General features: G+C 59.5%; 21 protein-coding genes. 15 read left to right on the top strand and 6 right to left on the bottom strand.

Translation table 11 applies throughout. The features are described 5' to 3' along the window. Positions 1-3: 3 nt before the first annotated feature. The gene (secB, locus tag AC1DNW_RS11770; RefSeq protein ID WP_477852757.1) at positions 4-486 is read right to left on the bottom strand and encodes a protein-export chaperone SecB; all 483 of its coding nucleotides are present in this window, start codon (positions 484-486) and stop codon (positions 4-6) included. 98 nt (positions 487-584) lie between these two features. Next, positions 585-1,103 (bottom strand): FxsA family protein, encoded by a 519-nt coding sequence (locus tag AC1DNW_RS11765; RefSeq protein ID WP_477852755.1) that lies wholly within the window; start codon positions 1,101-1,103, stop codon positions 585-587. A gap of 128 nt (positions 1,104-1,231) precedes the next feature. On the opposite strand from AC1DNW_RS11765, the gene AC1DNW_RS11760 reads away from it, so the two are divergent. The 5 genes from AC1DNW_RS11760 (at position 1,232) to gyrB (ending at position 6,556) form a co-directional block, all read left to right on the top strand. Next, positions 1,232-1,936 carry a Tim44/TimA family putative adaptor protein gene (locus tag AC1DNW_RS11760; protein WP_113308163.1) on the top strand — a complete coding sequence of 235 codons (705 nt, stop codon included), beginning with the start codon at positions 1,232-1,234 and terminating at the stop codon, positions 1,934-1,936. After that, entirely contained in the window at positions 1,929-3,044 is a 1,116-nt protein-coding gene (gene mltA / locus AC1DNW_RS11755; RefSeq protein ID WP_113308162.1) for a murein transglycosylase A, read from the top strand. Before AC1DNW_RS11760 ends, mltA begins: the two co-directional genes overlap by 8 nt. Further along, positions 3,044-3,613 carry a Smr/MutS family protein gene (locus AC1DNW_RS11750; protein WP_113308161.1) on the top strand — a complete coding sequence of 190 codons (570 nt, stop codon included), beginning with the start codon at positions 3,044-3,046 and terminating at the stop codon, positions 3,611-3,613. The genes mltA and AC1DNW_RS11750 overlap by 1 nt, the downstream gene beginning before the upstream one ends. Next, the gene (locus AC1DNW_RS11745; RefSeq protein WP_113308160.1) at positions 3,610-3,987 is read left to right on the top strand and encodes a helix-turn-helix domain-containing protein; all 378 of its coding nucleotides are present in this window, start codon (positions 3,610-3,612) and stop codon (positions 3,985-3,987) included. Before AC1DNW_RS11750 ends, AC1DNW_RS11745 begins: the two co-directional genes overlap by 4 nt. 133 nt (positions 3,988-4,120) lie before the next feature. Beyond that, positions 4,121-6,556 (top strand): DNA topoisomerase (ATP-hydrolyzing) subunit B, encoded by a 2,436-nt coding sequence (gyrB, locus tag AC1DNW_RS11740; RefSeq protein WP_113308159.1) that lies wholly within the window; start codon positions 4,121-4,123, stop codon positions 6,554-6,556. A 61-nt stretch (positions 6,557-6,617) separates the two neighbouring features. Here the strand turns inward: gyrB and AC1DNW_RS11735 are convergent, their stop codons facing one another. Continuing rightward, complete coding sequence (locus AC1DNW_RS11735) at positions 6,618-7,220, bottom strand: nitroreductase family protein (RefSeq protein ID WP_113300850.1); 603 nt, start codon at positions 7,218-7,220, stop codon at positions 6,618-6,620. Positions 7,221-7,413: 193 nt separating this feature from the next. Between AC1DNW_RS11735 and AC1DNW_RS11730 the strand changes: the two genes are divergently transcribed. From AC1DNW_RS11730 to AC1DNW_RS11685, 10 genes are all read left to right on the top strand, one after another. Beyond that, entirely contained in the window at positions 7,414-8,367 is a 954-nt protein-coding gene (locus AC1DNW_RS11730) for a glutathione S-transferase family protein (RefSeq protein WP_477852752.1), read from the top strand. Positions 8,368-8,459: 92 nt separating this feature from the next. After that, positions 8,460-9,302, top strand: coding sequence for a fumarylacetoacetate hydrolase family protein (locus AC1DNW_RS11725; RefSeq protein WP_113308157.1), 843 nt, complete (start codon positions 8,460-8,462; stop codon positions 9,300-9,302). 207 nt (positions 9,303-9,509) lie between these two features. Then, a complete protein-coding gene (locus tag AC1DNW_RS11720; RefSeq protein ID WP_477852750.1) occupies positions 9,510-10,784 on the top strand; it encodes a polyhydroxyalkanoate depolymerase in 1,275 nt (424 codons plus the stop codon). Between the two features lie 144 nt (positions 10,785-10,928). Further along, entirely contained in the window at positions 10,929-11,363 is a 435-nt protein-coding gene (locus AC1DNW_RS11715; protein ID WP_113308155.1) for a DUF2852 domain-containing protein, read from the top strand. 90 nt (positions 11,364-11,453) lie between these two features. Further along, positions 11,454-12,212, top strand: a complete 759-nt coding sequence (locus AC1DNW_RS11710) for a YgjP family zinc-dependent metalloprotease (RefSeq protein ID WP_113308154.1) — start codon at positions 11,454-11,456, stop codon at positions 12,210-12,212. 74 nt (positions 12,213-12,286) lie between these two features. After that, positions 12,287-12,955, top strand: coding sequence for a phosphoribosylanthranilate isomerase (locus AC1DNW_RS11705; protein WP_113308153.1), 669 nt, complete (start codon positions 12,287-12,289; stop codon positions 12,953-12,955). Positions 12,956-12,957: 2 nt separating this feature from the next. Then, on the top strand, positions 12,958-14,178 hold the full coding sequence (gene trpB / locus AC1DNW_RS11700; protein WP_477852748.1) for a tryptophan synthase subunit beta: 1,221 nt from the start codon (positions 12,958-12,960) through the stop codon (positions 14,176-14,178). Positions 14,179-14,183: 5 nt separating this feature from the next. Next, entirely contained in the window at positions 14,184-15,023 is an 840-nt protein-coding gene (gene trpA, locus AC1DNW_RS11695; RefSeq protein ID WP_113308151.1) for a tryptophan synthase subunit alpha, read from the top strand. 39 nt (positions 15,024-15,062) lie between these two features. Then, a complete protein-coding gene (gene accD / locus AC1DNW_RS11690) occupies positions 15,063-15,965 on the top strand; it encodes an acetyl-CoA carboxylase, carboxyltransferase subunit beta (protein WP_113300859.1) in 903 nt (300 codons plus the stop codon). 30 nt (positions 15,966-15,995) lie between these two features. Further along, a complete protein-coding gene (locus tag AC1DNW_RS11685) occupies positions 15,996-17,348 on the top strand; it encodes a bifunctional folylpolyglutamate synthase/dihydrofolate synthase (protein ID WP_477852747.1) in 1,353 nt (450 codons plus the stop codon). Between the two features lie 48 nt (positions 17,349-17,396). On the opposite strand, the gene trxA is transcribed toward AC1DNW_RS11685, so the two are convergent. From trxA to addB, 3 genes are all read right to left on the bottom strand, one after another. Beyond that, positions 17,397-17,717, bottom strand: a complete 321-nt coding sequence (gene trxA / locus AC1DNW_RS11680; RefSeq protein WP_113300861.1) for a thioredoxin — start codon at positions 17,715-17,717, stop codon at positions 17,397-17,399. Between the two features lie 74 nt (positions 17,718-17,791). Further along, positions 17,792-21,337, bottom strand: coding sequence for a double-strand break repair helicase AddA (gene addA, locus AC1DNW_RS11675; RefSeq protein ID WP_477852746.1), 3,546 nt, complete (start codon positions 21,335-21,337; stop codon positions 17,792-17,794). After that, positions 21,330-24,515 (bottom strand): double-strand break repair protein AddB, encoded by a 3,186-nt coding sequence (gene addB, locus AC1DNW_RS11670; protein WP_477852744.1) that lies wholly within the window; start codon positions 24,513-24,515, stop codon positions 21,330-21,332. Before addB ends, addA begins: the two co-directional genes overlap by 8 nt. Between the last annotated feature and the right edge of the window lie 2 nt (positions 24,516-24,517).

The raw sequence follows: 24,517 nt of genomic DNA, 5'->3' as shown, positions 1-24,517 counted from the left end.
GGCTTAGTTCGGAACGGCCTGAACCTTGGAACGGGTCTGCTCTTCGGCAACGCGCTGCGCAAACATCTGCGCGAAGTCGATCGGATCGATCATCAGCGGCKGGAAGCCGCCATTGCGCGTGACGTCGGCAATGATTTGACGGGCGAACGGGAAGAGCATCCGCGGGCACTCGATGAAGAGAACCGGCAGCATGTGCTCCTGCGGGAAGCCGGCAACGCGGAAGACGCCGCCATAGACGAGCTCGGTATGGAATACCGTCTTGTCGCCTTCCTTGGCTTCGGCGATCAGCGAAAGCACGACATCGAAATCCGTATCGGACAGCGGATTGGCATTGACGTTCACATTGATGTTGATCGCCGGTGCCTTGTCGCGGGCCTGAAGCGAGCGCGGGGCGCCCGGATTTTCGAAGGAGAGATCCTTGACGTACTGGGCAAGGATCGAAAGGGTCGGGCTCGCTGCACCGTTGCTGTTGTTGTCGTCTGCCATGGGATTTTCCTCGAGGGGCATTGGATGGTGCCGCCATCTAACATTTCGGGGATGGGCTTACAACCCTGGGCCTCCGCCGCGGTTAATGCGTCGCCGCATCAGTCGCCGAGCTTTTTGCCGGACCAGGGCGACTTGCCGTTCGGTTCCCGATGATAGTCCTCTTCATCGAGATCGACCACCTTTGAATCGTTCGATTTGCCCGGCCGGCTTCGAGAATCCGGGCGCGAGGACGCGGAGAATCCCGTGCCACCGGTGCCGACGACAACGAAGCGCTTGGCGATCGATCGCCAAAGCAGATTGCGAACCTGCGGAATGAGGAGCAGGATCGCCAGAATATCGGAGAGAAAGCCCGGAATGATGAAGAGCAGCGAGGCGATAACATTCATCGCCGGATCGAGCAACTCGCGTCCGGGCATGGTGCCGGTGCGGCCTTCGGCGGACATGCGTCGCAGTATGCCGATGCCCTGCCGTCGCAGGAGGAATGAGCCGACGACAAAGCCCAGCACGACAAGCGCCAGCGTCGCCGCAAGTCCGATCKCCCGGCCGACAATCACGAAGCCAGCGATCTCGGCAAGCGGCAGAAGCAGCACGAAAACCGGCAGCATGGAAAAGCGCATCTATCTATCCCGAGTGCTCGGGCTCCTCTTGGCACTGGCGAAGATACCAGCCATGATTTGAATCATTCGTGTAGCCGGACTATATGGGGGTAGAAATCAGGGATGTTAACAGCGAATAGCGGCGGGATATGAGTTCAAACGACTTCATTACATTATTTTTTCTGGTGGCGGCGGTGCTGATTTTCTTTCAGCTCCGGTCCGTTCTTGGACGCCGCACGGGAAATGAGAAGCCGCCGCGTGATCTCTATACGCCACGGGACGCCGCGCAGAACGATACCGCCGATGCCGGCAAGGTCGTAACCTTGCCGCGACGCGATGCGAATGGCGAAGAGGAAGAGCGCTTCTCCGCAATTGACGCTTTTGCGCCGGCCGGCACGCCGCTGAACGAATCTCTGCGCGCGCTCAACAGGTCCGATCCGTCTTTCAATCCGAAGGAATTCCTGAACGGCGCCCGCATGGCCTACGAGATGATCGTCATGGCCTTTGCGGATGGTGACCGGAAAACCCTGAAGAACCTTCTCTCCCGTGACGTCTATGACGGCTTCGACGCGGCGATCACCGATCGCGAAAACAAGGGCGAGAAGATGAAGTCCACCTTCGTCGGCATCGACAAGGCGGAGATCACTCACGCCGAGACCAAGGGCAGCGAGGCCCAGATCACAATCCGCATCATCAGCCAGTTAATCTCTGCCACCTATGACAAGAACGACGCGCTGATCGACGGCGACGCCGAGAACGTCGCCGAGGTCAACGATCTCTGGACCTTCGCGCGCGATACGCGCTCGCGCGATCCCAACTGGAAACTCGTGGCGACCGAATCGGAACATGAGTGACGCGGCCGGCTTTGCCCTTCAGGCAGTCAGTTTCGACGCATTGGAAGGCTGGGGGGATGATGATCCCTCCAGCCTTTTTAAAGTCATGGCCGACTGTCGCCGGCATATTTCCGCAACGAAACCCTATCGCACCGGGTCGCTGGGGCTGACTTCAGCCGACCTCCTTCCGTTGCTGGAGGAAGCGGAGACATTTCATCCGTCTTCGGCAAAGGAAGCGCGCGCCTTTTTCGAAAAGCATTGTCAGCCATTCAGGATTGTCCGGGCCGATGACATCAGTGGTTTTGTCACCGCTTTCTACGAACCCGAAATCGAAGTTTCCCGCACGCCAGATGAGACTTTCCGTTTTCCGATTTATCGACGCCCGGACGATCTCATCGACCTCGACGATCAGAACCGCCCCGCGGAGCTGGACAGCTCTTATGCATTCGCACGCCTGCGTGATGGTCTGATCGACAACTATCCGGATCGCCGTGCCATCGACCAGGGCTACCTTGAGGGCCGCGGTCTGGAGATTGCATGGGCGAAATCGAAGGTCGATCTTTTCTTCGTCCATGTACAGGGCGCCGCCCGCCTGTGTTATCCGGACGGCAAGATCGACCGCATCACCTACGCCGCAAAAGCCGGCCACCCTTTTTCGGCTATCGGTAAGCTGCTGATCGACCGTGGCGAAATTGATCGCGCGGACATTTCCATGCAGTCGATCCGCGCCTGGCTCGCCACCCATCCGGACCAGGTCGACGAACCGCTTTGGCATAACCGCTCCTATATCTTTTTCCGGGAAGCGCCGGTGGACAGTCCGAGCACGGGGCCGATCGCCGCGGCGAAGGTGCCATTGATCGCGGGGCGTTCGCTCGCCGTCGATCGCCTGATCCATACTTTCGGCTTTCCATTCTTCATCCGCTCTGAGAGCCTGACGCATCTTGATGGCGGCAAGCCGTTTCAACGGCTGATGCTGGCGCTGGACACTGGTTCAGCAATCGTCGGCCCCGCACGCGGCGACATCTTTACCGGTTCGGGTTACGCTGCAGGTGAACTGGCAGGAACGGTGCGCAACGATGCCGATTTTGCAATTCTCATTCCGAATGCTGCCGCTGCGAGGTTCCGCTAATGGCGAAGGACCGCAAGCTCAGCTCGGACGAGAGAATTCTCTGGGGCAGGGTTGCCCGCAGCACCCGGCCCATGCCCGGAAAGACGGATGAACTGACCGCGCTCGACGCCTTCCTGCTGGAAGCCGAGGCGGCGGTAGAGCGGGATAAGGCCGAAAAGCAGAAGACGACTTCACCCGTCCCCCAGCAAGCTGCAGTACACGTACCTGCAAAACAGCCATCGGGCGTCCACCATCCGTTGGAGCGGCCGGTCAAGCGCAAGATCGCCAAGGGAAAGCTGGCGCTCGAAGCGCGCATCGACCTTCATGGCATGGTGCAGAGTGAAGCCCATTCCTTCCTGCTCGATTTCCTGATCCGGGCTCATGAGCGCGGCATGCGGCACGTCCTCGTCATTACCGGCAAGGGCAGCTCCATGGGCAGTGAAGGCGCCTTGAAACGCGCTGTGCCGCTGTGGTTTTCCAAACCGGAATTCCGGTTTCTGATTTCTTCCTATGAGCCGGCGGCCCAACATCATGGTGGCGAGGGCGCGCTCTATATCCGCCTCTCCCGGCGCGCCGGGGAAATGTCGTGACGCCGTTTGCAGAGGCAGTCCGCAAGCTGCGCGCCCGTAAGGGCGTGACGCAGAAACAGATGGCGGCCGCCCTGAATGTTTCGCCGGCCTATCTCTCTGCACTGGAGCACGGAAAACGCGGCGTGCCGAGTTTCGACCTGCTGCAGCGTATCGCTGGTTACTTCAACATCATCTGGGACGAGGCCGAGGAACTCTTCCTCGTTGCCGGCTCTTCCGATCCGCGTGTGATCGTGGATACTTCAGGCCTGCCGCCCGAATATACCGAATTTGCCAATCGCCTTGCCAAGCGGATTCGCAACCTTGACAGCGCCGATATCGCCCGGCTATCCGCGTTTCTTGAAAATGGCGGCAAAGGGGACGGAAAAGCGTCATAATCCCCTGATTTATGCCTTGTTTTAGGGCCTTGCCATTGGGAACTCGCTGCAAAAAACCTATATTCGACATTGAAAAAGCCGGTGATTCGCAAGGCGCGCCGTTGCTTACGACAACAGGGAAAATCTCAACAGAATGACCGATGCACCCGCGACGGAAAACGGCGTAAACACCGAATATGGCGCAGATTCCATCAAGGTCCTGAAGGGCCTTGATGCCGTGCGCAAGCGCCCGGGCATGTATATCGGCGACACCGATGATGGCTCCGGCCTTCACCATATGGTCTACGAAGTCGTCGATAACGCGATCGATGAAGCACTGGCCGGCCATGCCGATATCGTGACCGTCGCGCTCAATCCCGATGGTTCGGTGACCGTGACGGATAACGGCCGMGGTATTCCGACGGATATCCATACTGGCGAAGGCGTTTCGGCGGCCGAGGTCATCATGACCCAGCTGCATGCCGGCGGTAAGTTCGACCAGAATTCCTATAAGGTTTCAGGCGGTCTGCACGGCGTCGGCGTTTCGGTCGTCAACGCGCTTTCCGTCTGGCTGAAGCTGAAGATTCGCCGCCAGGGCAAGATCCACGAGATGAGCTTCACCCATGGCGTCGCGGATGCTCCGCTGAAGGTGACGGGCGAGGCTCCAAACGAGACCGGCACGGAAGTGAGCTTCATGCCGAGCACCGGCACCTTCACCATGACGGAGTTCGACTATGGCACACTGGAGCACCGTCTGCGCGAGCTGGCCTTCCTCAACTCCGGTGTCCGCATCCTGCTGACCGACAAGCGTCACTCCGACATCAAGCAGGAAGAGATGATGTATGACGGTGGCCTCGAGGCCTTCGTCTCCTATCTCGACCGCGCCAAGAAGCCGCTCGTCGATAAGCCGGTCGCGATCCGCGGCGAAAAGGATGGCATCACCGTCGAAGTGGCCATGTGGTGGAACGACAGCTACCACGAGAATGTGCTCTGCTTCACCAACAACATTCCCCAGCGCGATGGCGGCACGCATATGGCCGGTTTCCGCGCTGCGCTGACGCGCCAGATCACCTCCTATGCCGACACTTCGGGCATCACCAAGCGGGAAAAGGTGACGTTCACCGGTGACGACTGCCGCGAAGGCCTGACTGCCGTGCTCTCGGTCAAGGTGCCGGATCCCAAGTTCTCGTCGCAGACCAAGGACAAGCTCGTTTCTTCGGAGGTCCGTCCCGTCGTCGAAAGCCTCGTCAATGAGGCCCTCGGCACCTGGCTTGAGGAACATCCGAGCGAGGCCAAGGTTCTCGTCGGCAAGGTTGTCGAAGCTGCCGCCGCACGCGAAGCCGCCCGCAAGGCGCGTGAGCTGACGCGCCGCAAGGGTGCGCTCGATATCGCTTCGCTGCCCGGCAAGCTGGCCGATTGCTCCGAGCGTGATCCGGCCAAGTCTGAAGTTTTCCTCGTCGAGGGTGACTCGGCAGGCGGTTCGGCCAAACAGGGGCGGTCGCGCGAAAATCAGGCGATCCTGCCGCTGCGCGGCAAGATTCTGAATGTCGAACGCGCTCGCTTCGACAAGATGCTGTCGAGTCAGGAAATCGGCACGCTGATTACCGCACTCGGCACCGGCATCGGCAAGGACGAATTCAACGTTGAAAAGCTGCGGTACCACAAGATCATCATCATGACGGATGCAGACGTCGATGGCGCCCACATTCGCACGCTGTTGCTCACATTCTTCTTCCGCCAGATGCCGGAGCTGATCGAACGCGGCCATCTCTATATCGCCCAGCCGCCGCTCTATAAGGTCTCGCGTGGCAAGTCGATACAGTACGTCAAGAATGAAAAGGCACTCGAAGACTATTTGATCGGTCAGGGTCTGGATGATGCCGCACTCAAGCTCGCCAGCGGCGAAGTTCGCGTTGGACAGGATTTGAACGAGGTTATTCACGACGCCCTGCGCTTGCGCGCACTGCTCGACAATCTGCATTCGCGTTACAATCGTGCGGTCGTCGAACAGGCAGCTATAGCCGGTGCGCTCAATGCCGAACTGGTCAGCAATGCCGAACGCGCTCAGGAATTGGCGATCGAAGTGGCCAGGCGGCTTGATATCATCGCCGAGGAAACCGAGCGCGGTTGGGAAGGCAGCCTCACCAGCGAGGGGGGTATCCGTCTGGAGCGCATGGTCCGCGGCGTCAAGGAAGTCATCGTGCTCGATATGGCGCTGATCGGCTCGCAGGATGCCCGTTTTATCGACCAGCTCACGCCGCGTATGAAGGAAATCTATCAGACTCCGCCGGCCCTCAGCCGACGGGACGGCGATCAGGAAATTTCCGGTCCACGCGCACTGCTCGATGCGGTTTTCGCCAGCGGCCGCAAAGGCCTGACGATGCAGCGTTACAAGGGTCTGGGCGAAATGAATGCCGAACAGCTGTGGGAAACGACGCTCGATCCGAACGTCCGCTCGCTGCTGCAGGTCAAGGTCAATGATGCGACCGATGCCGACGGTCTGTTTGCCCGCCTGATGGGTGATGAAGTCGAACCACGCCGCGAGTTCATCCAGGAAAACGCCCTGAGCGTTGCAAACCTCGATATCTGATCGGAAGCCGATCACAATAAGCCCCGCAGCCAACAGGCTCGCGGGGCTTTTTTGTTTTCGATCATCCGTTGCCGACGAAATGGCCGTTGGAGGCAATCTCGGAGAGCGGCTTGCGCTGGCTTGGGAATTCACGTTCCTGATTGCGTTCTGAAAGAACACTCTTGTCGGCGATACGGCCGACGGCAATGCCGGCTTCGACGCGATAACCGTCGGGAACGTCAAGCTTTTCCTTGATCTCGTCATGCTTGATGCCGCCCATGCCATGCGCATAGAAGCCGGAGATGCGGGCTTGGATAGCGAGGTATCCCCAGGCGGTCCCGGCATCGAAGGAGTGCGTGTAGCTCGGTCGTTCTTCACTGGTGCCGCGGGCGCCGTTGAAGCTGCGCGAGACCACAAAGATCAGTGCCGAAGCGTTCTTCGCCCATTCCTGATTGGATTCATTGAGCAGGCTAACGAATTTCTCCCAGTGCTCGGAACCCTTCAGAGCGTAGATAAACCGCCATGGCTGGTTGTTTGCAGAGGATGGCGCCCAATGCGCCGCATCGAGCAGTGTCAGAAGCTCGGCTTCTTGGATGATCGCGCCTGTGAAGGCGCGTGGTGACCAGCGATCCAGAAACATCGGATCGACAGGATATTCGGATTCGCGGCTATTGGTTTTTGTCATGCTGGCTTCCGGAAGTTGGCGATGGATGGGGATTCCACAGCGGAGATCACATAGTGATATTTCCGTGCCTGCTCGCTTGGCAAGCATCCTTTGATCGCAGCGAGTGTACAATCTGTTTCCAGAAACTGGGCTTACGCGCGCGAAGAAGTCTCGGTAAAGCAGCCTCAAATCCGATAGATCAGGAGATGCGGCGATGCTGGTGAATGGCAAATGGACCGAGGACTGGCAACCGGTCCAGGCGAAGGATGAGAAGGGCGGCTTCGTCCGCCAGATATCGAGCTTCCGCAATTGGGTGACACCCGACGGCAATGCAGGCGCGACGGGTGAGGGCGGTTTTGTCGCCGAAGCAGGCCGCTACCACCTCTATGTCGCCTATATCTGCCCTTGGGCTTCGCGAACGCTGATAGGCCGCAAGCTTAAGGGGCTTGAGAATGTCATCTCGGTTTCGATTGTCGAACCAGCGCTCAGCAAGCAGGGCTGGCGTTTTGGAGATTATCCCGGAGCTACCGCCGATGAGGTGAACGGTGCCACTTACATCCATGAAATCTATACGAAAGCGGATCCTGATTTCACGGGACGCGCCACGGTGCCGGTATTGTGGGACAAGAAACGCGAAAMAATCGTCAACAACGAATCGTCCGATATCCTGCGCATGCTGAATAATGGTTTTGGCGATCTCGCCGACGGTGACATCGATCTCTATCCCCTTGCTCGACGGGCCGAGATAGACGCTTTCAACGATCGCATCTATCCGTCATTGAACAACGGTGTTTACCGCACCGGCTTTGCGACGACCCAGCTTGCCTATGAGGAGGCTTTTGCCGAGGTCTTTGGCTGCCTCGACTGGATCGAACCGCAGCTTGAAGGGCACGGCTTCCTGTTTGCCGACCATCCGACGGAAGMCGATATCCGCCTGTTCGTCACGCTCGTACGTTTCGATGTCGCCTATCATGGCCTTTTCAAATGCAATCTTCGGCGTCTTTCCGATTACGCCAATCTCAAGGCTTTTTGCCGCCGGATGCTGGATTGGCCCGGCATCGCGGGGACGGTGAATTTCGATCACATCAAGCGCGGGTACTATTCGATCGAGAGCCTCAACCCGACACACATCGTCCCGGTTGGTCCGTCGCTGGCGGAAATTTTCTAAGCGGGCGTACCGCTTCCGCGGCAAGTCATAATGACACCGATGAATAATTCGTTCATAGGTGGCGCATCTGCTTTCCATTGAGGAGGACATTCATGAAGCTGATGCGCGTTGGAGAAGCGGGCCACGAAAAGCCGGCTCTGCTCGATGCCGATGGCAAGATCCGTGATCTTTCCGCTCACGTAGCCGATATCGGCGGCGAGGCAATCACGCCGGCAGGTCTTGCGAAGATTGCGGCCCTTGATCCGAAAAGCCTGCCGGAGCTGGCGCCCGGCCGCATCGGCGCCTGTATTGCCGGCACCGGCAAATTCATCTGCATCGGCCTGAACTACTCGGACCATGCAGCCGAAACCGGCGCGACCGTGCCGCCCGAACCCGTCATTTTCATGAAGGCGACCTCGGCGATCGTCGGTCCCAACGACAATGTGCTGATCCCGCGTGGTTCTGAAAAGACCGACTGGGAAGTCGAACTTGGTGTCGTTATCGGCAAGACCGCGAAATATGTGAGCGAGGCCGAAGCGCTGGATTACGTCGCTGGTTACTGCGTTTCCGACGACGTTTCCGAGCGCGCCTTCCAGAGCGAGCGTTCGGGCCAGTGGACCAAGGGCAAGTCCTGTGACACTTTCGGCCCGATCGGCCCCTGGCTCGTCACGAAGGATGAAATTGCCGATCCGCAGAACCTCAACATGTGGCTCAAGGTCAATGGTCAGACGATGCAGAACGGTTCCACCAAGACGATGGTCTATGGCGTGGCTTTCGTCGTGTCTTATCTCAGCCAGTTCATGTCCCTGCACCCTGGCGATGTCATCTCGACCGGCACGCCTCCGGGCGTCGGCATGGGCATGAAGCCGCCGCGCTTCCTGAAGGATGGTGATGTCGTCGAACTCGGTATCGAAGGCCTCGGCACCCAGAAACAGCTCTTCGTAGCGGACCGTTAACGGCATTTCTGCAGGGAAGCTTAAACTTTGTGCGCCAAGCTAATGCCGGAGGTCAATTTTCCGGCATTTTTCTTTGCAGGACGAATGTTATGTTGCTGTGCAACAAAAACCTGTTAGCCTGCGTTGATGTGCCAGCGTTAACGGAAAGAGTCCGGCGCCCTTCAATCAGCGTMGTCTTTGCCGGATAGAGAAAGGTGGCGCCCCCTCATGTTTTACCAGCTTTATGAATTGAACCACGCAGCCTTGGCACCGTTCCGTGCTGCGGCCGATATCATGCGGTTCGCCTACTCCAATCCGCTGAACCCCTTCTCGCAGACCCCGATGGGCCGCACCATTTCAGCCAGTCTCGAAATGTTCGAGCGAACGACTCGCCGTTACGGCAAGCCGGAATTCGGGCTCAACGAAACCTCGATCGGCGGCAAGAAGGTTGCGGTACGCGAGGAAATCGTCTGGGCACGATCCTTCTGTAACCTCCTGCATTTTTCGCGCGATGTCCCGGCTGGTCACGGCGGCGATCCGCGCATCCTCATCGTGGCGCCGATGTCCGGCCACTATGCGACCCTCCTGCGGGGTACTGTCGAGGCATTGCTGCCGAACGCCGATATCTACATCACCGACTGGATCGATGCGCGCATGGTACCGATGACGGAGGGTACCTTCGACCTTTCCGATTATATCGACTACGTCATCGAGATGCTGCATTTCCTCGGTCATGACACCCATGTCATCGCCGTCTGTCAGCCTTCCGTGCCGGTCTTGGCCGCTGCCGCAATCATGGAAGAAGCCAAGGATCCGCTTGCGCCGTCGTCCATGACGCTGATGGGTGGGCCGATCGATACCCGCATCAATCCGACAGCCGTCAACAAGCTTGCCAAGGAGCGCCCGCTCGAATGGTTTGCCGATAACGTCGTCATGAACGTGCCCTGGCCGCAGCCAGGCTTCATGCGTCCTGTTTATCCGGGTTTCCTGCAGCTCTCCGGCTTCATGTCGATGAACCTCGACCGGCATCTGATCGCCCACAAGGAATTCTTCATGCATCTCGTGAAGAACGACGGCGAGCCGGAAAAGCACCGCGATTTCTACGACGAATACCTTGCGGTCATGGACCTGACCGCGGAGTTCTACCTGCAGACGGTCGAACAGGTCTTCATGAAGCATGCGCTGCCGAAGGGCGAACTCATGCATCGCGGCAAGCGCGTCGATCYCGCCGCAATTCGCAACGTCGCATTGCTGACGGTCGAAGGTGAGAACGACGACATCTCGGGTGTTGGCCAGACCGAGGCGGCCCAGACCATATGCGTGAATATCCCTGAGGAGATGCGTATGCATTACCTGCAGCCGGATGTCGGCCACTACGGCGTCTTCAACGGATCGCGCTTCCGCCGCGAGATTGCGCCCCGCATCGTCAACTTCACGCGCCAGCATTCCCGCGCGAAGAAACCGCCGGTTCAGCGCGTCATAAAGGGCGGYAAATCGGCGTGAGTTAGAAAACGCTGATTTAATGTCATCGATTCAAGGCCTTGTTCGATTTAACCTCAAATCGTCTTGAAGGCCGGTTCAGCGGTAACCATCTGTTTTTTCAGCACTCGGCATAGTGTCGGGTGCTGAACGCGAGGATACCGCACGATGAACCAGTCAGCATTGCTTCGCCCGGATTGGACTCCGGCTACCGTTGCCTTGATGATCCTCGGCTTCATGGTTTTCTGGCCTCTGGGGCTGGCCATGCTTGCCTACATCATCTTTGGCGAGCGGCTGCGCGGCTTCAAGCGTGACGTCAACCAGGCGACGGATGGCTTCTTTGCAGGCTGCCGCCGTTCGCATGGCCGTCACCGCCCGCACTTCTCGACGGGCAACGTCGCCTTTGACGATTGGCGCAAGGCCGAGCTCGATCGCATGGAGGAAGAGCGCCGCAAGCTTGATGAAATGCGTGAGGAATTCGATTCCTACCTGCGCGAGCTTCGTCGCGCCAAGGATCAGGAAGAATTCGATCGCTTCATGCGCGAGCGCAAGAACAACCGGCGTGAGGATAATGGCCCGGTCGCAGAGTACCAGACGCCGTAAAGCGTGATCACATAAAATCTATGGCCGGCATCGCTTTCGATGCCGGTTTTTCTTTGCCCGGATTTCCGACGAATCGTATAGAAAATCCCTATGTTTCCGCTTCTGAAGATCCGCCGTCCGACAAAAAAACCGGCGCCGCCTGAAACGCGGACGCTCGATGTTGCCGGTCGTCTGATGCCCTTGACGATCAAGCAGCATGATCGCGCCACCCGCATTACGCTTCGTATCGAGCCGGGCGGCCGGGCGCTGAAAATGACGGTCCCGAAGGGACTTGCCGCCCGCGAAGTCAACGCCTTCCTCGATCGTCATCAAGGCTGGCTGCTGACCAAGCTTGCGAAATTCTCAACCGAAACGAACCTGCGGCATGGCGGCGAAATTCTCTTCCGCGGTATCAAACATCGCATCGAGCACACCGGCAGCCTGCGCGGACTGACCGAAGCGGTGGTGGTGGATGGCAGATCTGTCCTTCGCGTAAGCGGCCTGCCGGAACATGTCGGCCGCCGCATCGCTGCCTTTTTCAAGAAGGAAGCTCGCGTCGATCTCGAAAGATTGTCGCGCATGCATGCCGCCTCCATCAAGGCGCCGATCCGCTCCATCTCCATGAAGGATACTCGCAGCCGCTGGGGCTCCTGTTCTTCGGAGGGAAATCTGAGCTTCTCCTGGCGTATCGTCATGGCGCCGCCTTCGGTGGTCGACTACCTTGCCGCCCATGAAGTGGCGCATCTGAAGGAAATGAACCATGGCCCGCACTTCTGGGCGCTCTGCAAGAAACTTTGCCCCCATATGGAAGAGGCAAAGTCCTGGCTGAAGCGCCAGGGCAGCCAGTTGCACGCCATAGACTTCGATTAAATCCGGCCGCCTTAAATTTAGGCCGCATCGCAAATTGGCTCGACTCTTTGCCCGTTTCATGTCACTTCGCTGCCATGAGACCGGATATCAAAATCTGTGGTTTGAAGACGCCTGAGGCCATCGAACGCGCATTGAAGCGTGGCGCGACGCATCTCGGCTTTAACTTCTTTCAAAAGAGCCCTCGTTACGTCGAGCCTGATATTGCCGGCAAGCTCGCCGAACCGGCGCGCGGCAAGGCGAAGATCGTTGCCGTCGTGGTCGATCCGAGTAACGACGATCTCGATGAAATCGTTGCGCTTTTGCGTCCCGATATGCTGCAGTTGCACGGCAGCGAAAGCCCGGAGCGGGTGCTGACCGTCAAGGCGGTCTACGGCCTCCCTGTCATCAAGGCATTGCCTGTTCGTACCGCCGATGACCTGAAAAGGGTGGAAGCCTATATCGGCATCGCCGACCGTTTCCTCTTTGATGCCAAGCCGCCGAAAGGCTCTGAACTGCCTGGTGGTAACGGCGTTTCCTTTGATTGGAGCCTGCTCAGCTGGCTTGACGGCAGTGTCGACTACATGCTTTCCGGTGGGCTCAACAAGGCCAATGTCGGGCAAGCACTTGCAATCACCAGGGCGCCGGGTGTCGATACTGCCTCGGGTGTCGAGAGTGCGCCGGGTGTGAAAAGCGTAGCGATGATCGATGAGTTTTTCGATGCGGTCGAAGAGGCATGTTTGCCTGAAACGACCTCAGGGAGTTGAAAGTGAACCAGACGCCTAAACCGAATTCCTTCCGGTCCGGTCCGGATGAAGATGGACGCTTTGGCATTTACGGGGGCCGCTTCGTGGCCGAAACCCTGATGCCCCTGATCCTCGAGCTGCAGGACGAGTGGGAAAAAGCGAAGAAGGACCCGGAATTCCAGGCGGAACTGAAGCATCTCGGTACCCATTATATCKGCCGTCCGAGCCCGCTCTATTTCGCAGAGCGCCTGACGCAGCATCTCGGCGGCGCCAAGATCTATTTCAAGCGCGAAGAGTTGAACCATACCGGCTCGCACAAGATCAACAATTGCATCGGCCAGATCCTGCTCGCCAAGCGCATGGGTAAGACGCGCATCATCGCTGAAACCGGCGCCGGTCAGCACGGGGTTGCATCGGCAACCGTTGCCGCCCGTTTCGGCTTTCCTTGTGTCGTCTACATGGGCGCAACCGACGTCGAGCGCCAGGCGCCGAATGTTTTCCGCATGAAGTTGCTGGGGGCTGAGGTAAAGCCGGTTACGGCAGGTAGCGGCACGCTGAAGGATGCGATGAACGAGGCGCTGCGTGACTGGGTCACCAACGTCGACGATACCTATTACCTGATCGGCACTGCTGCCGGCCCGCATCCCTATCCGGAAATGGTGCGTGACTTCCAGGCCGTGATCGGCACGGAAGCCAAGCAGCAGATGCTTGAGGCTGAAGGCCGTTTGCCGGATCTCGTCATCGCTGCTGTCGGCGGCGGTTCGAATGCGATCGGCATCTTCCATCCCTTCCTCGATGACGAGGGTGTGAAGATTGTCGGCGTCGAAGCCGGCGGCAAGGGTCTGCAGGGCGACGAGCACTGCGCCTCGATCACCGCCGGCTCGCCCGGTGTGTTGCACGGCAACCGCACCTATCTGCTGCAGGACAATGACGGGCAGATCAAGGAAGGCCATTCGATCTCGGCTGGCCTCGATTACCCCGGCATCGGCCCGGAGCATTCGTGGCTGAACGATATCGGCCGCGCCGAATACGTGCCGATCATGGATCACGAGGCGCTCGAAGCCTTCCAGACGCTGACGCGCCTCGAAGGCATCATCCCGGCGCTCGAGCCTTCGCATGCGCTTGCCGAAGTCATCAAGCGTGCGCCCACTATGGGCAAGGAAGAGATCATCCTGATGAACCTCTCTGGCCGTGGCGATAAGGATATCTTCACCGTCGGCAAGATCCTGGGAATGGGACTGTAATAGACATGACCGCACGTATGGATAAACGCTTTGCCGATCTGAAGGCAGAAGGTCGCCCGGCGCTCGTAACCTACTTCATGGGCGGCGATCCCGACTACGCGACCTCGCTCGGCATCATGAAGGCACTGCCGGAAGCCGGCGCCGACGTCATCGAGCTCGGCATGCCTTTCTCCGACCCTATGGCCGATGGCCCGGCGATCCAACTGGCTGGACAGCGCGCGCTGAAAGGCGGCCAGACGCTGCAGAAGACGCTGCTGCTCGCTGCCGATTTCCGCAAGACGAATGACGCAACGCCGATCGTGATGATGGGTTACTACAATCCGATCTACGTCTACGGCGTCGAAAAATTCCTTGATGATGCACTTGCTTCCGGTATCGACGGCTTGATCGTTGTCGACCTGCCGCCGGAAATGGATGACGAACTCTGCATCCCGGCGCTGAGGAAAGGCATCAATTTCATTCGTCTGGCAACGCCGACGACGGACGAAAAACGCCTGCCGACCGTTCTGAAAAACACGTCGGGCTTCGTCTATTATGTCTCGATGAACGGCATTACCGGTTCGGCCCTGCCGGAGCCGTCGCTGGTTTCGGGTGCGGTCAAGCGTATCAAGCAGCACACCGAACTGCCGGTCTGCGTCGGTTTCGGCGTCAAGACGGCCGAACATGCCAAGGTCATCGGCGGCTCGGCCGATGGCGTGGTCGTCGGCACGGCAATCGTCAATCAGGTAGCCACCAGCCTGACGGCGGATGGAAAGGCGACGGCGGACACGGTTCAGGCCGTTGCGACGCTGGTTCGCGGTCTTTCCACAGGAACGCGATCGGCACGCCTTGTTGCTGCCGAATAGTTTCCCCACATTGGCACTGGTCAATCAGGAGTATTCGAGTTGAACTGGATCACTAACTACGTTCGCCCGCGGATCAATTCCATGCTGGGCCGTCGCGAAGTGCCGGAGAACCTCTGGATCAAGTGCCCGGAAACGGGCGAGATGGTCTTTCACAAAGACCTCGAAGGCAATAAATGGGTCATTCCCGCCTCCGGCTATCACATGAAAATGCCGGCGAAGGCGCGTCTTGCCGACCTGTTCGACAATGGCGACTATGAAGCCCTGCCGCAGCCGAAGGTCGCCCAGGACCCGCTGAAGTTCCGCGATTCCAAGAAATACAGCGACCGTCTGCGCGACAGCCGCCTCAAAACGGAGCAGGAGGATACGATCCTCGCCGGTCTCGGCAGTGTAAAGGGTCTGAAGCTCGTCGCGATCGTTCACGAATTCAACTTCATCGGTGGCTCGCTCGGGATGGCTGCCGGCGAAGCGATCGTCAAAGCCTTCGAACGCGCGATCGCTGAAAAGTGCCCGCTTGTCATGTTCCCGGCTTCGGGCGGCGCGCGCATGCAGGAAGGCATCCTTTCGTTGATGCAGCTTCCGCGCACGACGGTTGCCGTCGATATGCTGAAGGAAGCGGGCCAGCCCTATATCGTGGTTCTGACCAATCCGACCACCGGCGGCGTGACCGCATCCTACGCCATGCTCGGCGATATTCATCTGGCCGAGCCGGGCGCCGAAATCGGCTTTGCCGGCAAGCGCGTCATCGAACAGACGCTGCGGGAAAAGCTCCCGGAAGGCTTCCAGACATCGGAATATCTGCTGGAACACGGCGTGGTCGATATGGTCGTCAAGCGTCACGATATCCCCGAGACGCTGGCGCGCCTCTTGAAGATCCTGACCAAGAAGCCGGTTTCGGCTGCAAATGATGCAAATGGCGTGATTGCTCTGGCGGCGAGCGCCTGAGCCACGGTTCCGATAGGATAGGGCGGGCCGATGACAGACAGAGGCCAGGTCGCGGTGAGTGAGGCGGCACAGGAGATCGGAAAGCTCATGGGATTGCATCCCAAGGGCTACGATCTGTCCCTGGACCGCATTCAGCGCCTTCTTGAGGCGCTCGGCAATCCCGAGCGCAATCTCCCGCCTGTCATCCATGTTGCCGGCACCAACGGTAAGGGCTCGACGACAGCTTTCTGCCGCGCGCTGCTGGAAGCGGGCGGTTATAGCGTCCACGTCCATACCTCTCCGCATCTCGTCAACTGGCATGAGCGTTACCGCATGGGTGTTGCGGGCGGGCGCGGGCAACTGGTCGACGACGCTGTCTTCGCTGAAGCTTTAAGGCGTGTGGCCGAGGCCAATGGCGGTCAGAAGATCACCGTCTTCGAAATCCTGACGGCAGTCACTTTCATCCTTTTTTCCGAACAGGCAGCCGATGCCGCGATCATCGAGGTTGGCCTCGGTGGACGCTTCGATGCCACCAATGTCATTCAGGATCCCGCCGTTTCGGTCATCATGCCGATTTCGCTGGATCACCAGCCCTATCTCGGCGACCGGGTGGAACTCATCGCGGCCGAAAAGGCCGGCATCATGAAGCGCGGTCGTCCCGTGGTCATCGGCCATCAGGACTATGACGCGGCGCTTGACATGCTGATGTCGACCGCCGAGCGGCTGAACTGCCCGAGCGCCATCTTCGGCCAGGATTTCATGGCGCATGAGGAATACGGCCGGCTGATCTATCAGGATGAATTCGGCCTGGCGGACCTGCCCCTGCCGCGCCTTCCTGGCCGTCATCAATATGCCAACGCTGCTGCTGCCATTCGCGCCGTCAAGGCTGCGGGCTTCACGGTCACCGATCCGATGATGGAAAAAGCGATGGGAACGGTGGAATGGCCGGGCCGCCTGCAGAAACTCACGGAAGGCAGGCTGTTGAGCCATGCGCCGGCGAAATCGGAAATCTGGATCGATGGAGGCCACAATCCGGGCGCCGGTGAGGTGATCGCCGAGGCCATGGCGAATTTCGAAGAGCGTCAGCCACGTCCGCTGTTCCTGATCTCGGGCATGATCAACACCAAGGATCCGGTCGGTTATTTCAAGGCCTTCACTGGATTGGTGGAAAAGGTCTATTGTGTGCCGATCCGCGGTAGCGAAGCGATGATCGATCCGGTCATTCTCGCCAATACCGCCTATGAAGCCGGCCTTGTGGCCGAACCGATGTCATCAGTCACCGATGCTCTGGACGCTATTTCTTCGGTCGTCGACCCCGAAGGCCCGCCACCCCGCATTCTGATCGGTGGCTCCCTTTATCTCGTTGGCKATGTTCTGGCAGAAAACGGTACACCGCCCAAATGAAAAAGCCCGGCAKATGCCGGGCTTTTCACATTGAATCTGTCGATATCGTCAGGCTGCGCTGGAGATCCAGTTGGAAAGCGCCGTCTTCGGCTTTGCGCCGACAGAGATGTCGGCAACTTCGCCGCCCTTGAAGATCGCAAGCGTCGGGATCGAGCGAACACCGAACTGAGCCGCTAGTTCCGGGTTCTCATCGATGTTGAGCTTGACGACCTTTACCTTGCCGGCCAGTTCCGTGGCGATTTCTTCGAGGCTCGGAGCAATCATTTTGCACGGACCACACCACTCAGCCCAGAAATCGACGACGACGGGTTCTACGGACTCCAGAACTTCCGACTGGAAGTTGTTGATATCGACCTTAACGGTAGCCATAGGCTGCTCCTTTACCGGATTTGGTGTTGGATAAGATGTGAGGGTGCGGTGCCGGAATTTCAATGTCCGATATTTCACTTTGTGTTGAGTCCTGCAAGTGCAGAAGCCAAGGCCTGCTCACTGAGGGTATGGATCGTCGCGTTTTCCGTATAGACCAGCATGCAATCGATCCGTTTGGTAGGATAGAGCGGCTTCAGGATTTCCCGATAGATCGCAAGCTGCGCCTTGTGCGCAAAAGGGATTTTGTCTTCGCTTGTCGGTGGAACGCGATTTGTCTTGTAATCCAGAACGACGACGCTGTCTGGCATGACAGCAAGGCGGTCAATCCGGCCGGAAACGGCATATTCCCGGCCTTCCAGCCTCAAGGTTCCCATGATCGAGATTTCTGCCTGGGCATGAACGCTGAAGACGGCTTCAAGCCTTCCATCCTGCAAGAGTTTCACAACCGAATCGACTAAAGCCTGGCGCTCTATAGCCGGCCAGTATCGCGCGGCGCGTTCGGCATAACGCTTCGCTGCATCGGCCCRCTCGTCTGCCGGAATATCGGGAAGGGCCTGAAGCATTCGATGGATGAGGCGGCCCTTTTCCAGTGAACGGTCGCTGCTCTCTTGATCGCCGAAGAGCGGCGAGGTCACCAGCAGGTCATCGGCCTCCTCGTCAATGATCGTACCGGCACCGGAAGGACTAAGCGGCCGCGGCAGTTGTTTCTGCGGCGGCAGAGGGCGGAAAAGGTCCGGGGGGACCGTTTCGACGGTTGCCTGTTCAGGAGCACGGTCCATTCGCTCGAAGCTGCGCTCGACCTGCGGCACGCGCCAGCGCATGCCGTCCCACTCTCCATCCGGCCCCGAGAACGTCGCTTTCTCGACATGCGGATGCTCTGCGTCGAGCGCGGTGGAAATCATCATATGCCAGGTGTCGGCGTTCAGCCGCACGCCGCGATAGCCGCAGACGATCAACCGATCGGCCGCACGCGTCATCGCCACATAGAGCAGGCGCCGATACTCCTCCTCCGCAAGCAGCTGGATGCGTGCTGCATCCGTCAATGTCAGCGAATTGCCGAGGTCGCTGACGGGAACCCAGACCGGCATCGGAGGCTCTTCCGGTCCAATCTCCAGCAACCGGAGCTTTGGCAGGTGGGTATGGGTAAAAGCTTTGGATCCGCCATCCACCAGAAAGACGATTGGTGCTTCGAGACCTTTGGAGGCATGCACCGTCATGATGCGCACCTCGTTGCGGCCTTTGTCCTGCTCGCGCTTCACTTCCGGCGCTTCAAGCTCCAGCGTCGAGATGAAGGATTGCAGGCCGGGGATACCAGACGTTTCGTGGTCCAGCGCAAAGGTCAGGAATTCGTCAAGGATATCGCTGACTTCGGTGCCGAGGCGCGCCAGGAATTGCCGCCGGCCGCCATGGCTGCCGAGGACGCGGGCATAAAAGTCGTGGACAGAAAGGCTTCGGGATTGTGCGAGAAATAGTTCCAGCCTTGCGACGGCCGCGCCGAGACGTTCATTGCCGTCGGCTGCATATTTACGAAGATGGTGCCAGACGCTTTCATGGTCGCCGCGGAGCGCCGCAACAGCAAAAATATCCTCTTCCAAGAGATTGAAGAGGGGGCTTTTCAGGAGCGCGGCGAGCGAAAGATCGTCTTCCGGCAGGAGTAGAAAACGGCCGAGCGCCAGCAGATCCTGCACGGCGATATGGCTGGTCAGCACCAGCCGGTCCGCGCCGGCAACGGGAATGTCGCCGCGCCGTTTCAGTTCACGTGTCAGCGCATTAACGAAGGCGTCGCGTTTGCGGACGAGAACGAGGATGTCGCCGGCTTCGATAAAGCGTTCCCTACCCTTTTCGACAATCGTTTCGCGGCCGACGAGAGTACCGATCGTGTGAGCGATGCGCCGTGCCAGGATGGCGGCCGGCGCGCTCTCGGGTGTCGCGTCGAAGGGAGCGGTCCAGTCCTCGTCCTTTACCACGACATCGGGCACGACCATTTCCCAGAGATCGACCGCACCTGGATGGCCGATGCGGCTGGAGCGATGCACGACCGGCTCGGTGCCGAGGCCGCGAGCATTCTCTGGTGGGGTAAAGATATGATCGACGGCGAGCAGCACGTCGGAGGTGGAGCGGAAGGACAGCGGCAGACGAACGGTCGAGAAGGCGAGGCCGCTGTTCTGCACACGACGCTGCGTCCGTTCCTTCTCCTCGGAAAACCTTTCCGGCCGCGCGCCCTGGAAAGAATAGATCGACTGTTTCTCATCCCCGACGGCAAACAGTGTACGGACGACAGGCCGCGAACTTTCTCCCGAGAAGAAATCCTCCGCCAGCGACTGGATGACGCTCCACTGAATGGGACTGGTATCCTGTGCTTCGTCGACGAGGATGTGGTCGATACCCTGATCGAGCTTGTAGTGGATCCACGGGCCGACGCCGCTCTTGGTGAGCAGGTCGGCAGTGCGGGTGATCAGATCCTCGAAGTCGAGATGACTGCGCTGCTTTTTCAGTTCCTCGTAGTCGCTATTCAGGCGGTCCGCGAGCATGAGAGCGGCACGCGTTGCCGTATGCATCCGCATCATCTTCAGCCGATTCCGGCAATCGACGACATGGGCGCGGGCTGCGGCGATCGCATCGGCAAGCTGCGGCGCTTCCGCGAGCATCGCTTTGACGAAGAACTGCCCGTCCGTCTTTGGCTCACCCTTTACCGTCAGGAAGACCTTCTCCAGAAGCGGCGCTTGCGCCGTGACGTCCCGTTCGCGCCCAGCACGACGCAAACCCTCGGCAACGTCCTGCGCCTTCGCTCCACCCTTTCCGGCGGCCAGCGACAGGTAAAGTTCCAGCGTTGCACCCGAAAGCCCCGGTAGTGGCCAATACCGTTCGGCCAATCTCTCTTCCGTATCGTCGGGCGCCAGGCCAAGCTTCATGCGAAGCAGATGGTCGGCGCCGCCATGCTGTTCGGCTGCGAACATGAAGCGGCGGATGGCATTTCTGTTGGCAACGATCTCGCCGAGCAGATTTTCAAGCCCGGATTCATCGCCCAGATTGAGCACATAGGCGAAGGCATCGGCGAGATCCCGATTATTCTCCGGCGATGTTGCCGTCAGCAGTGAACGGCGCGCATCGGCAAGCAGCGTCGCGGCCGCCCGGTCATCGAGGACGGAGAAATGCCCGGCGACATTTGCTTCCAGCGGAAACTGGTGCAGCAGCGCTTCGCAGAAGGCGTGAATCGTCTGGATCTTCAGCCCACCCGGCGTTTCCAGCGCCGTGGCGAACAGTCGCCGGGCTTCCGCAAGTTTCAGGGAATCCGGCTCACGACCTTCGATTGCTGCGATGCGCTTGGCGAGTTCCTCATCCGGAAAAATAGCCCATTCCGCCAGCCGCTCGAAAACGCGATTCGACATTTCGGAAGCGGCAGCCTTCGTATAGGTGAGGCAAAGAATGGCGGAGGGCCGCGCACCGGCAAGCAGCAGCCGGATCACCCGCTGGGTCAGAACATGCGTCTTGCCGGAGCCGGCATTCGCTGAAACCCAGGCAGAACGGGCCGGATCAGAAGCGATCGCCTGCTGGATCGTCGTCCAGCCGATCCAGGTACCGGGATCATCGCCCTCTGGAAGCGCGGTCGGATTAATCATCGCCTCCTCCTTCCGGGTCAGCGGTCGCCCATTCCGCAACGCGGGCAAGATGATCGTAATCGCCGCCGAAATCGAATTGTTGGGCGGGGATCAGCCGCGAGGTAAAACCCTTCTCACCGGACTGCAGGAGGGTGACAAATTTCACTAGCTGGTCGATCGCTTCCTCGGCGAGTTGCATCGCCGATTTTGCGTTGTCGCTGTTGGCTTCCTCGTTGTTGACCTTGTCAGTATCGAAACGACTKCCCGGCCGCAGGCGAACATAGAGGAGATCATTCGGCACGAGGCTGCCTGCATCGCGGAAAGCTCCAGCTTGTAGTGCTGCTGCTTCAAGAGCAAGCTGCGGATCAAGCAGAGTACGTGCTTGCCTCAGAGTAGGATTGAGTCCGGTCTTGTAGTCAATGATATCGGCGCTGTTTGGGCCTTTGATATCGATACGGTCGGCAACGCCGGTGAGCCGGATATCGATACCCTCGAGTTCGACACCACCCCTCACTTCCGTCAGCCTCTTCTGCACATCGGGCTGCCGCCCAGCCTCCCAGTTGAGGAAAGCACGCGCGACCTCACGGAAGCGCGGCCGCCAGACGGCGTCGATATGCGGCGGCAACTGCTCCATGTCGAAGAGTTCGGTCAGGATGATTTCCATCGCCGCGGCCGCCTCCGGCGTTCCTGCTATATGGCCTTCGCGAACAAAGCGATCGATGATCCTGTGGTAGAGCGTACCGCGTTCCGCCGCGCCCGGATCGCGATTGAACGGGTCGACGGKATCAAGGCGCAGCACGCGTCGTGCATAGATCGCATAGGGATCGCGGCGCAGTCGCCCCACCTCGCTGAAGGAATAGGATCTGGGCTGTAGGTCCCTTGGCGGCTTGGGGGAGGGCCGTTGCGCCGGCGCCTGATTGTCACCCAGATCGATCTGGTTTGCCCAGTGAACGAAACGCGCGCCCCGCTGGCGTAATTTCTCTTCGAAATCCTCGCCGCCCAACGCCAGAAGCCTCTGCAGCCATCGGGAGGCGACAGTGGGTGTCGAGCCCTGGCGCAATGCGCGTGAATAGATCAGATGACGGGTACCGTTCGCCATCTCGAAGTCATGCGCCAACTGGCCAATGCGCCGTTCCGGCGGCTCCAGCCCGATTTCTGTCTTCATCATACGGGAGACAAAGGGATTGTTGGCGGTCTGTCCTGGCCATGATCCTTCATTGAGGCTGCCGAGGATCAGCGTATCGACGTTCTGCAGGCGGGCTTCGAGCGTACCGAAGATGAAGAGGCGAGGGTGGCTGAGTGCGCCGGGTTTGACGGCGTGCCCGGCCGATAGCGCCTGCGTGATATCGATCCATTGCGGTCCGTCCGCTTCCATCTGGCCGTCGGTATCAATGACTTCGCCGAGCAGATTTGCAAGAGCATCGCCCGTCTCGCCCGACCAGAGGCCGGCCAGATTGCCGTGTTCGTCGGCAGCGACACTTTCCAGAGCGCGGCCCGTCCGTTCGGCCCATTGCGAGAGCGAGATGCCCTTCAGGCCATCATCACCCCCACGATACCGCACGAGCGTTGACACTAGCGGCTCCACGGCACGTTCAACTTTCCGGGCTAATCTGCGGGCCATCTCCACGGCGTCAGATGGCAGCGATTTGCGCCAGGCTGGCGCGTGCCTGTCGAGCGCTTGCTCCGAAAGCTGGTGGTCGAGCAGCTGTTCGAGCGATCCGATATCCACTTCTGCCACGCCGCCGCGCAACGCCAGCAACTCCAATGCTTCGACAGCCCCAGTCAGAAAGCCGCGCTCCAGCCCGAAGCGGGCAAGCGGATGCTTGAGTAGCGAAACAATGGCGACAGGATCGCCGGGACGCAGTGTCGATTCCAGCAGCAATTGCAGCAGCGTGCCCTGAGGCGTTGCCGAAAGTGGCGTACCGGCTGAATCGTCGGCGAGAATGCCAAAGCGGGAAAGCTCCGCCATAACCCGACGCGCCAGATTGCGGTCTGGCGTAATGAGGGCAGCCCTGCTTTCGCCATCTCTGCCCGGCTGTTCAAGCGCAAGCCGCAGAGCAACGGCAATCGCCGTCGCTTCTTCGCGCTCGTTGGCGGCTTCGATCATCGATACGTCCGCGAATGCCTCGGCTACCATCCCTTCCGGCAGGTCTTTTTTCCAATCGCCCCAGCCACTCGTGGCTTCCGATGGAGTTAGCGCCCGTGAGAGGACTTCCGCGCGAGAGCGCAGATCGGCTTCCGCTTGCTGGATCGGCTGAACATCCTCGCGGGTCAGTTTCAGCCGCTTCAGCAGTACGGAGAGACCATATTGCGGATGTGTGCGGCTTGCCGGATTGGCCCTTTGGCCTGGCAGAAGATCGGGCGCGACCAGCCGCCAATGTTCCTCCGGCATGGAAAGATCGAGGCCGGGCAGTACGATCACGCCTTCCGGCAAATTGGCTACGGCACCGATCAGATCGGCCGTGGCGGGAAGCGAACCCGTCGAACCGGCAATGATGATCGGACCGGTAGGCGTCAACGTCGAGAGCCGGCCGGCCTCGGCGCGCAGAATCGCATTGCGGTGGCGGGCTGGCGACGAACGGCCGAGTTCAACCAGACGTTCCGGCCAGAAGGCACTGGCGATCTGCAGGAATTCCGCCGTCAATTGCCACCAGGCCGCATAGTCGCCCGTATCGAGTTTACCGAGTTCCGACCAAGCAAGGTCCTCGGTTTCGATCGAATCGATCAGTTCTGCCAGATTGCGGGCGAGCCAGATTGCGTCCGCCGGGCTTGCCGGCGCTACCAGTGGCGATTCCGAATGGATATGTCGAACGATCTCCGGCAGCTTGTTTCGCCAGGCAAGGATCAGCCGCGCCAGCTCCAGAAGGCGGGCCGTATTGGAAAGCGGTTGGGCAAGATCGATCGTTGCCGGCAGCGCCTCGTCGAAATAGCCGCTGTCGTCATCCGTTTCTCCCAGAGGGCGAATGACAGGMAGGATCGCCGAGCAGCCGCCAAGAAGATCGACGAATTCMGAACGCAGCACGCGTACGGCGCGCCGGGTCGGCAGATAGATCGTCACCTTGGCAAGGGATAGCGGATCGGCGGGATCATGCCGGAAAAGCGGTGTCAGGCGTCCGTCACAAAGCGAACTTGCCAGCGTCTTCAGAAAGGGAAGGCCGGATGGAATCGTCAGAATGCGTGGCCGGTGCCGCTCTGTCATGC

The organism is Rhizobium sp. 05L429, assembly GCF_056397645.1.
This window is presented reverse-complemented; position numbering and strand designations above follow the sequence as displayed.

Coding starts and splice junctions, on each gene's coding strand:
- AC1DNW_RS11760 (WP_113308163.1), top strand. CDS start 1,232: ATGAGTTCAAACGACTTCATTACATTATTTTTTCTGGTGGCGGCGGTG.
- mltA (WP_113308162.1), top strand. CDS start 1,929: ATGAGTGACGCGGCCGGCTTTGCCCTTCAGGCAGTCAGTTTCGACGCA.
- AC1DNW_RS11750 (WP_113308161.1), top strand. CDS start 3,044: ATGGCGAAGGACCGCAAGCTCAGCTCGGACGAGAGAATTCTCTGGGGC.
- AC1DNW_RS11735 (WP_113300850.1), bottom strand. CDS start 7,220: ATGACAAAAACCAATAGCCGCGAATCCGAATATCCTGTCGATCCGATG.
- AC1DNW_RS11725 (WP_113308157.1), top strand. CDS start 8,460: ATGAAGCTGATGCGCGTTGGAGAAGCGGGCCACGAAAAGCCGGCTCTG.
- AC1DNW_RS11715 (WP_113308155.1), top strand. CDS start 10,929: ATGAACCAGTCAGCATTGCTTCGCCCGGATTGGACTCCGGCTACCGTT.
- AC1DNW_RS11710 (WP_113308154.1), top strand. CDS start 11,454: ATGTTTCCGCTTCTGAAGATCCGCCGTCCGACAAAAAAACCGGCGCCG.
- AC1DNW_RS11705 (WP_113308153.1), top strand. CDS start 12,287: ATGAGACCGGATATCAAAATCTGTGGTTTGAAGACGCCTGAGGCCATC.
- trpA (WP_113308151.1), top strand. CDS start 14,184: ATGACCGCACGTATGGATAAACGCTTTGCCGATCTGAAGGCAGAAGGT.
- trxA (WP_113300861.1), bottom strand. CDS start 17,717: ATGGCTACCGTTAAGGTCGATATCAACAACTTCCAGTCGGAAGTTCTG.